Origin of the sequence: Mesorhizobium sp. M0960, assembly GCF_040319055.1 — a bacterium.
In the GTDB taxonomy this organism is placed as follows: Bacteria; Pseudomonadota; Alphaproteobacteria; order Rhizobiales; family Rhizobiaceae; genus Mesorhizobium.
This window is the reverse complement of the sequence record NZ_JAMYNN010000021.1, coordinates 65,318-79,000: the sequence shown is the minus strand read 5'-3', so window position 1 is coordinate 79,000 and position 13,683 is coordinate 65,318. Positions and strand designations below refer to the sequence as shown.

The 13,683-nt window shown below is 59.8% G+C and carries 14 protein-coding genes; 3 read left to right on the top strand and 11 right to left on the bottom strand.

Features of this window, described 5'->3' with window-relative positions:
- Nucleotides 1–49 precede the first annotated feature (49 nt).
- Both NKH63_RS27005 and NKH63_RS27000 read right to left on the bottom strand, forming a co-directional pair.
- Nucleotides 50–1,387 carry a cation diffusion facilitator family transporter gene (locus tag NKH63_RS27005; RefSeq protein WP_352919532.1) on the bottom strand — a complete coding sequence of 446 codons (1,338 nt, stop codon included), beginning with the start codon at nt 1,385–1,387 and terminating at the stop codon, nt 50–52.
- Between the two features lie 8 nt (nt 1,388–1,395).
- Entirely contained in the window at nt 1,396–1,677 is a 282-nt protein-coding gene (locus NKH63_RS27000; protein WP_352720462.1) for a metal-sensing transcriptional repressor, read from the bottom strand.
- Between the two features lie 104 nt (nt 1,678–1,781).
- On the opposite strand from NKH63_RS27000, the gene NKH63_RS26995 reads away from it, so the two are divergent.
- The 3 genes from NKH63_RS26995 (at nt 1,782) to NKH63_RS26985 (ending at nt 3,751) form a co-directional block, all read left to right on the top strand.
- Nucleotides 1,782–2,165 carry a hypothetical protein gene (locus NKH63_RS26995; protein ID WP_352720463.1) on the top strand — a complete coding sequence of 128 codons (384 nt, stop codon included), beginning with the start codon at nt 1,782–1,784 and terminating at the stop codon, nt 2,163–2,165.
- Nucleotides 2,166–2,294: 129 nt separating this feature from the next.
- Entirely contained in the window at nt 2,295–2,951 is a 657-nt protein-coding gene (locus NKH63_RS26990) for a HupE/UreJ family protein (protein ID WP_352720465.1), read from the top strand.
- Between the two features lie 11 nt (nt 2,952–2,962).
- A complete protein-coding gene (locus NKH63_RS26985; RefSeq protein WP_352845425.1) occupies nt 2,963–3,751 on the top strand; it encodes a hypothetical protein in 789 nt (262 codons plus the stop codon).
- Between the two features lie 163 nt (nt 3,752–3,914).
- Here the strand turns inward: NKH63_RS26985 and NKH63_RS26980 are convergent, their stop codons facing one another.
- The 9 genes from NKH63_RS26980 to NKH63_RS26940 all read right to left on the bottom strand — a co-directional run bounded on the left by NKH63_RS26980 (nt 3,915) and on the right by NKH63_RS26940 (nt 13,656).
- Nucleotides 3,915–4,628 carry a HoxN/HupN/NixA family nickel/cobalt transporter gene (locus NKH63_RS26980; protein WP_352919575.1) on the bottom strand — a complete coding sequence of 238 codons (714 nt, stop codon included), beginning with the start codon at nt 4,626–4,628 and terminating at the stop codon, nt 3,915–3,917.
- A 21-nt stretch (nt 4,629–4,649) separates the two neighbouring features.
- Complete coding sequence (locus tag NKH63_RS26975; protein ID WP_352919527.1) at nt 4,650–5,294, bottom strand: DUF1007 family protein; 645 nt, start codon at nt 5,292–5,294, stop codon at nt 4,650–4,652.
- Between the two features lie 572 nt (nt 5,295–5,866).
- Complete coding sequence (locus NKH63_RS26970; RefSeq protein ID WP_352919525.1) at nt 5,867–6,154, bottom strand: hypothetical protein; 288 nt, start codon at nt 6,152–6,154, stop codon at nt 5,867–5,869.
- 102 nt (nt 6,155–6,256) lie between these two features.
- Nucleotides 6,257–6,832, bottom strand: coding sequence for a hypothetical protein (locus NKH63_RS26965; protein ID WP_352919522.1), 576 nt, complete (start codon nt 6,830–6,832; stop codon nt 6,257–6,259).
- A 253-nt stretch (nt 6,833–7,085) separates the two neighbouring features.
- Complete coding sequence (locus NKH63_RS26960; protein WP_352919519.1) at nt 7,086–8,093, bottom strand: AI-2E family transporter; 1,008 nt, start codon at nt 8,091–8,093, stop codon at nt 7,086–7,088.
- 332 nt (nt 8,094–8,425) lie between these two features.
- Entirely contained in the window at nt 8,426–9,490 is a 1,065-nt protein-coding gene (locus tag NKH63_RS26955) for an ABC transporter ATP-binding protein (protein WP_352720476.1), read from the bottom strand.
- Nucleotides 9,483–11,153 carry an ABC transporter permease gene (locus tag NKH63_RS26950; RefSeq protein ID WP_352720478.1) on the bottom strand — a complete coding sequence of 557 codons (1,671 nt, stop codon included), beginning with the start codon at nt 11,151–11,153 and terminating at the stop codon, nt 9,483–9,485. Before NKH63_RS26950 ends, NKH63_RS26955 begins: the two co-directional genes overlap by 8 nt.
- A 120-nt stretch (nt 11,154–11,273) precedes the next feature.
- Nucleotides 11,274–12,377: an ABC transporter substrate-binding protein gene (locus tag NKH63_RS26945; RefSeq protein WP_352720480.1), complete on the bottom strand. Its 1,104-nt coding sequence runs from the start codon at nt 12,375–12,377 to the stop codon at nt 11,274–11,276.
- 208 nt (nt 12,378–12,585) lie between these two features.
- Nucleotides 12,586–13,656: an ABC transporter substrate-binding protein gene (locus tag NKH63_RS26940; protein WP_352919514.1), complete on the bottom strand. Its 1,071-nt coding sequence runs from the start codon at nt 13,654–13,656 to the stop codon at nt 12,586–12,588.
- Between the last annotated feature and the right edge of the window lie 27 nt (nt 13,657–13,683).

The window sequence follows — 13,683 nt, the reverse complement described above, 5'->3', positions numbered from 1 at the left end:
TGCAGCGGATGTCGGTTCGTCGAGAACTGGCGCGAACGGCCTGCCTGTCTCAGTGATGGTGACCTTCCGGCTCGACCATCTTGAACGGCAGCACCTGCTCGCGACCCTTCGCGGCCAGGATCAACCTCGCCTGGAACTCATGCGGCTCGGCAGGGGCGACGGTGCTCTCAAGCCGATGATGGTTGTCAGCGGCGGGCTCGAGGCGAAGCGTCTCTGGCCCTTCGGGTCGATCGATGATCACCGTCGCCGTCAGATCGTCGGCGTGGCGATCGATGGTCAGCCGCATCCGCTCGCCAGCCGGTGTATCGACGATTTCCAATGTCCCTTCAGCCAGATCGCAGGCGACCTTGAAGGGCTCCGGCGCATGATGGTGAGCATGAGAGGTTTCCGCGCCAGTGACGGCCGGCCCGGCCGGGCTCACCAGGCGGACATTGGCTTCCGCCAACGCCGGCAAGTGAGCGAACAACTCCTGCTTGAGGGCTTCGGTTACGCCCAGCACCTCCTTGGCCGTCGCCGTCCCCGGTACACTGACGGCGACGTCGGCATGCAGACGATGTCCGATCCAGCGCGCCTGCACGCTTTCAACGCGCCCGATGCCGGACACGTGTTCGGCGGCATGATGGATTTCATCGATGATGGCAGGCTCGACTCCGTCGAGCATGCGCGTGAGGACGGCTTTCGACGACTGCCAGACGATGGCGAAGATCGCCACGGTGATCAGCAGCCCGATGATCGGATCGGCAAGCGGAAAGCCCAGCCACACGCCGATAGCGCCCAGCACGACCGCCAGACTGGTAAAGCCGTCGGTGCGGGCATGGTAGCCGTCCGCGATCAGCGCAGCGCTGTTGATCTCTCGCCCGACGCGGACACGAAATACGGCGACCGCTTCATTGCCGATAAAGCCTATGAGGCCGGCGATGGCGACCCAGCCAAGAAATGCGATGGGACGCGGATTGATCAGCCTGTCGATCGCCTCATAGCCAGCGACGATGGCACTGAAGAGGATGATGAGAACGATGACGATCCCGGCCAGATCCTCGACGCGGCCCAGGCCGTAGGTGAACGTCTTGCTCGGTCTGCGGCGGACCAGCATGAAGGCGATCCACAGCGGGATGGCAGTAACCGCGTCGCCGACATTGTGGATCGTGTCGGCCAGCAGCGCCACGCTGCCGGAGAGGAACACGACCACGAGCTGAAGCGCTGCCGTAATGGCCAGAACGACGAATGACCATTTGATCGCCCAGATGCCGCGCGTTGTCGTGGCGATCGTCGGATCGATGACGCCGTGGGTGTGGCCATGGCCGGCATCACCGTGATCATGTCCGTGGCCGCCCATGCCATGCGTCATCGGGCCAAACCCGAACCAATCGCGAACTTTGTCCATCATGGCGCTTCTCACAGGTACTTGGTGATGTCCTTGAACTCGTCGATCGAGCGGCGCTGCTCGCGCGCTAGGGGCCCGACAACGTCTTCAAGGCAATGGTTGAGATGATCCTGGATCAGGGTCTTCTTGGCTTGCGAAATGGCCTTCTCGACCGCATGAAGCTGCTGGGCGAGATCGAGGCAGGGCCGGCCTGCTTCGATCATGTCGATCACACCCTTAAGATGTCCGCCGGCCCGTTTCAGGCGTTTGACGATATCGGGATGGGTTTCGTGGATGTGAGGTTGCTCGCCCATGTTTCGATACTATCCTCCCGGAGTGGATATGCAAGCCTCAAAGAGGCCTCGATTTTAATGTAGCAAAAACCATTCGTTAGGATTTTAGAGAATAATCGCCGTTCATGCCGAATCGGATCCACAGCACAGTTTTTTGTCTGGTCATCGCTTTAGCGATGATGCTCGGCGTGCTCCGTCCTTTCGGCTATTCGACCTCACACGATCCGATCGCGATTGCCACCGCGGTTGAACGTCACGGCGGAGCCGCCGCGCAGATCGAAGATCATGACCATGCACACGATGATGGCGTTTCGGGTGAGCAGGGCTCTGACCATTTTCACGGGCACAATGCGGCAGACCACTCGCACGAGACGGCGAGTACACCCTCCGACTTCGCACCGACCGTTCCACAGGTCGAGCGGGGCTGGCTGAATTATCCGCCGACTTTCATCGATCCGGGCACGACATTCCGGCTCGAGCGCCCGCCGAGACCATTCCTCGCCGCATGATCGCGGCCGCTCACGCGGCCACCCTCAACGACGAAGATTGGAAATCTTATGCAAGGACCCTTCGACCGGGGCCGGACAGGCTCGCGTCGCACGTGTTGGCGACCCGCCCTGCCCCTGCTTATCGCTCTCATGACCCTGCCGCTGCTGACCGGAGCGGCCTTTGCCCATGCCGTCGCCGCAGGCGACAAGGGCTACATCCAGGAAATCTCGGGCATCAACGTGCTGCCCTTCATCTATCTCGGCGCCAAGCACATGGTGACGGGATACGACCACATCCTGTTCCTGTTCGGCGTGATCTTCTTCCTCTACCGGATGAAGCATATCGGCATCTATGTCAGCCTGTTCGCGCTCGGCCACTCGACGACCATGTTGCTCGGTGTCTATTTCAACGTCGGCATCAACAGCTACATCATCGACGCCATCATCGGCCTGTCCGTGGTCTACAAGGCGCTCGACAATATGGGCGCTTTCCAGAGATGGCTCGGCTTCCAGCCGAACACCAAGGTCGCGACGCTGGTCTTCGGCTTGTTCCATGGTTTCGGCCTGTCGACGAAGATCATCGAATACAACATCTCGCCGGACGGCCTGGTGCCCAATCTTCTGGCCTTCAATGTCGGCGTCGAGATCGGGCAGCTCATGGCTCTTGGCGCCATCCTGATCGTGATGGGCTACTGGCGTGGGACACGTAGCTTCTGGCGCCACGCCTATACCGCAAACGTCATCATGATGACGGCTGGTTTCCTGCTGATCGGATATCAGCTCACCGGCCTGTTCGTCACCGCATAAGGAACCGAATCATGTACAACACCGACCTTCCCAGCCGCGCCGATTTGCCGACGTCAGCGCAGCTCAAGCGCTCCACCTTCATTGCCGCGCTGACGGCTTTCGCATTGCTCATCGCGGTCGTCATGCCGTCCGAGTATGCGATCGACCCGACCGGAGCAGGCAGATTGCTCGGCCTCACCAGAATGGGCGAAATCAAGACACAGCTGGCAGGCGAGGCGGCAGCCGACGAAATGGCCAGCGCGAAGGCACCAACCGAGCGGATGACGCAAATGGTCCCTCCGGCCGAGTTGATAGCGCGCATGGACCGAATTGAAAACCTCCTCGTCGCCCTGACCGCCGAACGGCCTGCTTTGCAGCCGTCGCCAACTGGGGAGGCCGTATCCCAAGACAATGTGACAGTTGGAGAGATCGCTCCTGCCGAGGCTCCGGCCATTGCTACAACGCCTGCCACCGAAGCAACCTCGGAAGCCCCGATCCAGCCAGATGGAAGGCAAGACGAGCTATCCTTCACGTTGGCGCCAGGCCAGGGTGCCGAAGTCAAGCTCGTGATGCGGCAGGGCGCCAAGGCAAACTTTTCCTGGACAGCTGACGGTGGCGTGGTGAACTTCGAGACGCACGGCGATGGCGGCGGTCAGTCCGTCAGCTATGAAAAGGGTCGCAGCGTTCCAGCTGACGAAGGTGCCATTGAAGCCGCCTTCGATGGAAATCACGGCTGGTTCTGGCGGAATCGCGGTGACAGCGACGTGACCCTGACGATCCAGACTGAAGGCGACTACATCGACATCAAGCGTATGATCTAGCGCATCCAGGGTCGCCCGGCGCCACTTCGAGCGTCGGGCGTCACCTATCCGTCTGTTCCACCGACGAGCGCAGATGCGGTCGAAGCTTTGCGCCGCGACGAAGACACGGCTGACCTTCAGGTAAACGGGTCTTGATCCATCGCTCGATCTGGTTCACGGCATTTCAGCCCAACGTGACCTGCCAAACGGCTACGCCGGCAAGCGCCAAGCCGGCAGCGCCCTCAATGGCTCGGGAAACGGCATCGAACAGGCGTGGCCGGCTATCGAAAAAATGCACCAGACGTTCACGAAACAGGATCGACAGCACCGCAACGCAAGACAGCGTCAGCGCCACGCCGGCCATCATGGTGATTGCGAAAAGAATGCCGGCGACCGGAACGCCTCTGGATATCGCAAAGGTCATCACGAAAAGCGTCAGCGGGCATGGGATCAGGCCGGCCATGACGCCGACGGCCTCGCCCTCATGCTTGTGGTGATGGCCGTGGCTCAATGCGCGCCAGAGCATCCAAATGCCGATCAGGCCAAGCAGGCCCCGACTGACGTCTTCCAGCAGCGGGGCGCGGCCAACACTGCCCAGGGCAATCGATACCAACGGCAACGAGAGCGCCGCGATCAGCACGGCAATCGTTACATGCGTGAAGGAGAGTGTCAGCGACACCAGAAGCCCACGCCGGACGCTGGCGTCCGATCCGGCCAGATAGGTGGCCAGGACAGCCTTGCTATGGCCCGGCGTCAGCGCATGCGCCGCACCGAACAGAATGCCCATGGGCAGAAAGGCCGTGAACGCCAGCCAACCGCCGCCGGCCGCAAGCAGTTTGATCTGCTCGGCCAGCGCCAGGTAGATCGTGCGTTGGAACTCGACCAGCGTCTGGAACATGGCCATCGAACCGGCTCCGGGTCAGCCGCACGTCAATTCGAGGCGCGTCGCGAAAATCTTGCCGAGATCGGTCCCCGTCGGATCACTGAAGAACGCGTCTGTCAGGCTCTTCTGGTTCTGCGCGATGGCCGTGTCCGGATCTGGACGGACGACGGAACGTGAGCAGCCTTGCGGCAGACCGGCCACCGCAAGCTTGTCGTCGTCGGTAAAATCGATTGCCGTGTAGAAAGTCGGGTCGTACACGCCGATACTGACTTTTCCAGCAAGGGCCAACGGGTCCTTCGGCTGCGTTTCGAACTGGACGACGAGTTGATCGCTTTCATAGCTGACGCTGAACTTCGGCGGTGGCGCCATCGTCACGTCCTTGCCGTTCAAGGTCACCATCTGAAAGTAGTTGTACTCGGCCAGTGACGCATGGACGGTGAGAGCGACTTCATCGAGTTCCTTCGCATCAAGGACAAGGTCGGAATTCTTGTCGAATTCCATCAGCACAGTGCTGGAAAAGAGGTCGTCGAAACGCCAGGAATGCCGAAGCGACTTGACCGTTCTGTCTGGACCGACGGTCAGGTCCAGCTTCGCTTCGGCAAACACATGCGGATGGGCGTTCGCCGCCGCGGCGGAAGCGAGCAACAGCGCCGCGCCTGATACTATGCCTGTCAGCTGCATTTTTCGCTCACATTTCGCTCGTCGATTCCGCATCAGGCAGGACACCTGCCATTGCAAGCAGGCCGAAATAGGACGGGCCAAAGCCCATACCACCTTGATCGATCAGGGCTGTGTTGCTTCACTTAAGGAGGCAGCTACCCAAGGTCGCCCTTCAGCCAATGTTTGAGCATGATCACCGCGATACCAGCAAGGATTGCCAGCACTATCATCCAGATGATCTTTTGCCGATCGCTCAAATTTCCTGCTCCTGATCTATTCAGAGCATCCCTACCGCGAGTTCCTTGCAAAGGCAAAAAGCTCCGCGTCCCGTGCAGATAACACCAGCTGATCCGCCCTAGTCGTCGGCGATCGAGCTTGCAACGACCGTGTTCGATGTGATCCGGGACCTCGGGAACCTCAAATGGACAAGCTGCTTGCGATTGCCGGCTGTCAATATGTAGAGTTTGGAAACTTGCATTCCGTTTCTGTCCTCGCCGATTGTTTCGGCATCCGTCCGGGCGAAGAAACGCTCCTCGAATGCCGCGCGGTCGAGTCGAATAGCTTTATGGAGCAAGTTTGCACGGACTTGCCATTCAAGTGGCTTTTGTCACCGCGATCATGGTTTTGGCCGGGAGGTCGTCGCCGGTCGCCTCCCAGCCCTGGAAGGCGTCTACGTCATCGACGGGGTCAAGTGCTGCGTCGTCGCACAACGGAGCCCATCCGCGTCTCCTGGCCGCAGCGACGGTTCGTTCGAAGTCAGGTCCATGGGCAAGACAAATACCGTGAAAAGCTTCCAACGCCAGATCGACATTATCGGCACGCACCAGCGGCGATCTGAGGCATATAGAAGCGAGCGCCGGGATAAAGACGGGCTTCGACATCAGCACACCGCAGGCCAGAGCAATCCGCAGGGTAAAAAAATGGACCCTCTGGCACGTTAGACTAGTCAAGCAAGCGTTTGCGCCCGCCTGACTCCATTTCAGCTACTTAACCGGAATCATGAGATGTGCGTATGGAGTGCGCGGCCACATCACATAGGGCTTGGATGTGTCAGGCTTGGGGTCCGTCGGATAGCCCTGCATCATGTCCATTGCGTTGACGATCATCACATGCGGGCCGGTCTCTATCCAATTGTTGCCTTCCTCGGGCTTCGTCGCATAGGGATCGGTGTTGCTGCCATCGGTACCGCCGGACAGCATGTACATGAAGCCGACCTTGCCCTTGGGCGGTTGCTTCTTTTCCATCCATGCCATCGCCCATTCCATCGCGTTGGCATCGCCGCACATTGGGTCCGGGCCGGGCGTGGACGGGCTGTCCGGCATGCACCAGAAGCCGTTCTTGCCCTCGCGCAAGGTGCGCATGGCGCCCTTTTCATCCGCGGCGTAGACCGCAGCGCCGCTTGCCACGGCAGGGGGTGCAGCAGATTCAGCGCTCTTGATCATCGCAGCGTCGTCGGCGGCTGCGCCTTGCATCGTAACCAAACTGCCTGCCGCCAAAAGGGCAGCGACCGTCAGAAGCCGTTTCATGGCCGTTCTCCGGTTTGAGTTGATCTTGTGCATGATGTCCGACGCACGGCTTTCCAGAGCCGTTTGTCGGTGATTAAGCAGTAGCAGATTATATGCCTCCGGACAATTTACGTTTTAGCGCTGTCTAATGTCTTTGCAGGGGGCGTGCTATTAAACGGGGGCCTTCAAATCGGTCACGAAACTCCTGAGGGTTCACTAACCAAGATGGTGCTGTTCAGCGAGTGGCCAAATTTGCGCGATTTCCCAGCAACCTTGCTTGCGTCGTCAAATCGCCACCTGCCCAACCCTAGATTAGCCCGCGCATCGTCAGTTCAGCCTTCAGATAGGCATAATAGATCGGCGCGGCGACAAGACCTGGCATACCAAACCAGGCTTCCATAAAAAGCATCGCCAGAAGTAGCTCCCAGGCACGCGCATTGATCCGCGAACCGATGATCTTGGCGTTTACAAAGTATTCGAGCTTGTGAATGACGATGAGAAAGGCAAGCGAGCCGAGTGCTGCAAGGAAGGAGATGCTAAGGCTGACAACCACGATCACCGTGTTGGAGATCAGATTGCCGATGACCGGCAGAAGGCCGGCGACGAAAGTCAGCGCTATCATTGTCCTGATGAATGGCAGATCGATGCCGAAGGACGGCAGAACAGCGACGAGATAGACGGCCGTCAGAAACGTATTCAACGCCGAAATCCGGATTTGCGAGAACACGATGTTGCGAAAGGCCTTGCTCAGAATGCTGACACGATCTGCCAGCGCGACCGCCAGTGGCCCGGGCTCGCGCGATGGCGCCGCCGAGCTCACCGCGATCAAGCCGCCGATCACCATGCCGACGATAATGTGGATCACAAGGACGCCGACATCCCGCCCGACGAGTTGAAGCTGGCCGGCATGTTCGCGGAGCCACCGGGCCGCGAAGACTTCCAGTTCCTCGATGTTTGATGGAAAATAGGCCATCGCCCAGGTCGGGAGATGGACGCGCGCGGTATCGATGATCTCGGCCATCTTCTTGAGGAGCGTCACGACGTTCTCCGAACCGCCAGTCAATTGCGACATGCCGCTAAAGATAGCGGCGGCTATCAGGAGCGTGAAAATCAATGCCACCAAGGTCAGCGCAAGGCTTTTCGTCAGGCTGTTGGAGACGCCGATTCGATGGAGCATCGGTGCGGCGAAATGAACGATGTTGAACACGAGAAGGCCCGAAAGCAGTGCCGGAAGCAGTCCGAGGTCGAGAACGGCGACGAGCGCTATAAGCGCAAGCAGGCACGACGCGAGATAGAACCATGAGAAAGTCAGCACTTTTCACCTGCAGAAGCAGCCAAGTCCTCTCCGGGTTTCATTAGCTTTGATACCGGGTGATGCGCAAGCGAACACGCGTTCAACACGTGTGTAAGGCTAACCGCCTCGCAGATCCCATGCTTGCGCGCCAGGTCGCCCGCTTGCCCCGCCTCATGCTCACGCAGACCGCGATGATCAGCTCTTCCGTAAACCGCATTCTCTTCATCAGTCCGCCCTTCAATCGAGGCCGGACTTTAATCTCAGATGGAGGAAATTGCCCGTGGCAGGTCAGCCGCTCGAGAATGTTTATGCCGGTTGGCAAGAATGATCCTCTTCGTGGTGAACGCCGAAGTTCATTCCGCCGCGAAGACCATCAGATCCTCGAACCGGAACTCGACATGGTATTGGCCGGACGGAAGGGCGTCCCGGGAATAGGTCCGGATAGTCAGGTCATTGCTTTCGAAAATGACTTCATGCCGATCGCCAAGGAAAAGGCTCTCGACGCAGGTCATGGCGATACGTCCAGGGCCGTCCTCCCCGGACCATGTCACCCGCTCAAGCCGGACGAGTGCGGTGACTTTGGCGCCGACGGTCAACTCCTGCTGGGCACTGCCCACAAGATGGATGCCGTTCACGACAATTTCCGCACGGTTGCCGTTGATGGCGGTGACCACGCCGTCAAGGCGATTGCTGGCACCCATGAACTCTGCTGCAAACAGGCTCTTCGGCTTGTTATAGATTTGCTTGGGCGTTCCGTCCTGTTCGATCTGGCCGCCGTTGAGCAGCAGGATGCGGTCGGCGAGCGCCATCGCTTCCACCTGATCATGGGTGACGCACAGCGCCGATAGCCCGAGATTGGTGATGAGGCGGCGCAGCCAGAGCCGCGCTTCTTCGCGTAGCTTGGCGTCCAGATTGGACAGCGGCTCATCGAGCAGAATCACGTTCGGCTCGTAGACCAGCGCACGGGCCAGCGCCACGCGCTGCTGCTGTCCGCCGGAGAGCTGATGCGGATAGCGCTCGCCCAGTTTGCCGAGGCCGATGCTGTCCAAAGCCTTCTGGACGCGGCTCGCAACATCTGCCTGGGACACTTTGCGCAGCTTCAGGGGATAACCCACATTCTCGGACACCGTCCGATGCGGCCACAGCGCATAGGACTGGAATACCAGCCCGAGACCGCGCGTTTCCGGCGCCAGATTGATGTTCTGCCCGGCATCGAAAAGCGGCTTGTCACCGAGCAGTATCTTGCCGCTGTTGGGTGTCTCCAGGCCGGCGACCGCTCGCAAGAGCGTCGTCTTGCCGGACCCGGACGCGCCGAGCAAGGCGACGATCTGACCCGGTTCGACCGAAAAGGACACACCTTTCAGGATTTCAAGGTGGCCGTAACTGAGACGCAGGCCGTCTATGATGATGTCAGTCATTGAGGCGGACTCCAAAGCGCATCGCGAGGGCAAGACCGGTCACGATGATGACGGTGTTGATGACGGCGAGAGCCGAGACCAGATCGATCGCGCCGGTGCCCCAAAGGGAAACCATGAGCGAGCCGATCACTTCGGTTCCCGGTCCGAGCAGATAGACGCCCGTCGAATATTCACGGGCGAAAATCAGGAAGATTAATAGCCAGGCTGAGAACATGCCGCCGCGGATGAGCGGCAGCGTGATGTCCCTGGCAACCTGGCCCTCGCTGGCACCAACTGACCGGCCGGCTTCCTCGAGCTCCTTGCCGATCTGCAGGAGCGTTCCGGAAATCAGCCGCATGCCATAGGCGAACCACACAATGGTATAGGCGAGCCATACCGAGATCATCGTGGCGCGCAGGGGTGCGATCGGCTTGAAGAACAGAAATATCCACAGCATGGCGAGGCCAGCCACAATGCCCGGCATCGCCCGCGGTATCATGGCCACGTAGTCGACGACTTTGGTCAGGGGTGCGCTCGAGCGATGACCGGCGAGTGCCACGGCAGTATAGGCCGCGATCGAAGCCGCGCCGCCGACCACCGCGACGCCGACCGTGTTGACAATGGCGCTGACGACATTCGGATAGTCAGCGAGATCGCGATAGTGATCCAACGTCAGCACCTCGAAGATATTCACCCCGACGCCCCAGCTTGTCACCAGTGAACGAATTGCGACACCGCCCACCGGTATGATCACGGTGGCCGCGAACCAGGCCACCACAAGCGCGAAGGCCGGCCAGCGAAGAGCGCCCAGCCGGATGGGGCTGTGCCGACTGCCCTTGCCTTTGACGGACACATAGCGGCTGGCGTTGCGCAGCATGTAGCGCTGCAGCACCACCAGCGGCAGCGCGATCATGATGATCGCCACCACCACTACGGCCATCAACTGGTAGGAAGGAACACCGAGCTTGTTGGTGAGCTTGTAGAGATAGGTGGCGAGAACCAGCACGCCTTCCGGATCGCCAAGCACCAGCGGCAGGCCGAAAAGTTCGAAACCGAGGAAGAACACCAGAACCGCCGCATAGAGCACCACCGGCATCACCATGGGCAGCGACACACTGGCGGCGACGCGCCAAGGGCCAGCGCCGGCGGTGCGTGCCGCCTCTTCGAGGTCGGCGCCAACGTTGCGGAGCGCCGCCGATGCATAGAGATAGACATGTGGGACATGGGTGAGCCCGGCAATGATCGCGATCGACGTCACCGAATAGACATTCCAGGGCACGTAGCCGATCATCGACTTGACCGCCAGCGAGACGAAGCCGACTGGTCCCAGTGTCATCACATAGCCGAAGGCCAGCACCACCGCCGACATGAAAACCGGGATCAGGATGATCGGCTCCAGCCAGCGCTTGCCCGGCACGTCGGTGCGCACGATGATGAACGCCAGCAGGATTCCCACCGGAACTGCGATCACCGTCATGCCCACCGCGAGCTTGAGCGAAGTCGTCAGCGCTAGCCAGAAATCCGCGTCCGCGAGGATGAAGCTGTAGGCGTTCAGCGACAGATGCGCGGTTTTCTGGAAGAAAGGCGCGGACAGAAAACTCTGATAAATGATCAGGGTGACCGGTGCCAGCACCACCAGGATGGCGAGGAGGTTGGTGCTGACACGAAAGACACGGAAGGGCATGATCGCCTCGAACAAAGCCGGGGGCCGTCCGCTAGCAAGAGCGCAAGCGCGCCGTTCCGATGATTCTTAATAGCAAGAAGGGTGAGAGAGCCGACTGTGGAGGCACTCCCGATCAAGCGATTACTCGCCCTTCATGGCTTTCTGCCACTCGTTGAGGAACGCCAGCCGTGTCGTCTCGTCGAGACCTTCGAGCAGCTTGTCGTCGAGCGCGATCGGGTGAACGTTTTCACCGGCGGCGGCCTTTATGGACGCCAGCGTGGTTGCCCCTTCAACGTCATCACGAACGGCATAGAGCTTGATGTCGTCGGCGATCAGCTTCTGCGCGCGCGCCGACAGCAGATAGTCTACGAATAGCTTCGCAGCATTGGGATCCTGGGCTTCCGCCGGAATGACGGTGGCGCGGGTGGTCACCAGGACATAGTCCTTCGGGATTATCACACCGAGGTTCTCGTCCTTGGCCTGCTTGGCGAGGCCATATGAGCCGAAGATGCCATAGGCGATGGAATGTTCGCCAGACGTGACCTTCTCGATCATCGAGCCGGCGGAGCTGTAGAGCTTGATATGGGCCTTGCCAAAAGCCTTGTTAAGCGCCCAGGAATCGGTCCAGTTCTTGGCGTCCTGGTTGTAGAAATAGAAGCCGACACCGGATTTTTCCGGATCGTAGGACGCGATCTTGCCATCATATTCTGCGGTCTTCCCGGTCATCAGCTTGAGAAGATCGGCGTGGGTTGCGGGAACATCGCCTTCAGGCACGAGACGCTTGTTGTAGACGAAAGTCACCGGGTCGGCGGTGGTACCATAGACCATGTCCTTGTAGGACGCCCAGGCCGGAAGGTGGGCCGCCTCCACGGATTTGTATTCCTGCGCATAGCCGTCTGAGGCAAGTTTGATCTGCAGATCCGGAGCCGAAGACCATGCGACATCTGCCGTGCCTTGGCCCGAAGCGGTTTCGGCAATGACGCGATTGTAGAGTTCGGTGGAATTGAGGTCGGAATATTCGACGGCGATGCCGGGGAATGCTGCTTCGAAGTCCTTGAGCAAGGGTTGGACCAGCGCCGCATCGGTCGTCGAATAGATGCTGAGGTGTCCTTCCGCGGTGGCGGCGGCCACCAGATCCTTGTAGTTCTCCGGATACCCGGCGGGGATCTCGGCAGCGGCGGCAAGCGTCGCGAAAGCGGCTGACAGCGAAAACGCGGCCATCATCGTCGCAAGACGATTTTTCATTAGGGTCTCCTCCAAGTTCGCCTAAATCGTACTCCTCCAGGCACAAAGGCGAGTATCATCCTGACCTGTCACCAACCTGTCACGGCGATGTCGAGGTTTGCTCAGCCGACTAGGCCCGATGGGTCGTGATCAGATTGTCGACGACAGCCGGATCGGCCACATCGACGTATTGCCGAATTTTTGAAATCTTGGGGCGGCATCCTACGCGTCACGGTCGCTGGCCCTGCGCATCGATCATGGACTTGCTCCAATCCTCGATGAAGCGGCGGCGCAACGCCTCGTCCTGTACGGCAAGTAACGCAGGGCCGATGCGTATGGCGCGCGCGATACCAGACTCCCCAAGTTTTTCGGGGCCGTCCGCTCCCTCAGGCAATTGCCCGTTCTCGGCAAAGAAGAAGGCGCTATCCCTGGCAACCTTCTGTCCCCGGGCTGACAGAAGGTAGTCGAGAAATCGATTGGCAACGCCCATATTCGGCGCCGTCTTCGGAATGAGCGCGCCACGACTGAGTATCAGCGCATAGTCCCGCGGGACAACGACCCTCAAATCGGAATTGCCCCTGGCCGCGGCGTAGGCATATGACCCGATCATATTGTAGCCTATATATAGGCTCCCGTTTGCAACGTCCTGAAGGGTCTCCGCGGTGCAACAACGCACCACAGTTTCCGCTCGGCTCATGCTTTCCAGAAGCCGACCGTAGACCGCCGTCGTCTGCCGCGCATCACTGAACGCCAATAGGTAGCCGATGCCCGAAAGTCGGATGTCGAACGTTCCGACCCGTCCGCGATAAAAATCGATCCGCCGCCTGAGAAGATCGGCGAGTTCGATGTGGGTGCGCGGTACGTCGCCGGACGGCACGAGGCGGGCGTTATAGACGAAGACGGCCGGTTCGTAGGTAAAGCCGAATACCTCGTCGCGCCAGTTTGCCCAATTGGCGACATGCGCGGTTTCGGCCGACACGTGCGGCGCCGCGCAGCCGTCATTGGCGAGCTTCACGAGTTGGTCGACCGACGGAGACAACAAGATGTCGCCCAGCACCGCGTCCGTCCGACAGGCTTCACTGGCACTCCTTTGCAAGTCGTTGGTGACATATTCAACATAGTCGACTGCCACGTTGGGGAAAACGGACTGAAAATCCCGGATCAGTGGTTCCATAGCCGCCAGATCGGTCGCGGCGTGGATCGACAGTCGGTCCTTCTCCGGCTGAGACGAAGGGAAAAATGCGCTGCTTCCTTCAGCCGCTCTTGCCGCGTGACCGATGCATAAGACGACCGCAGCCATCAAACCGAATGTCGGCAATGTTCCCGC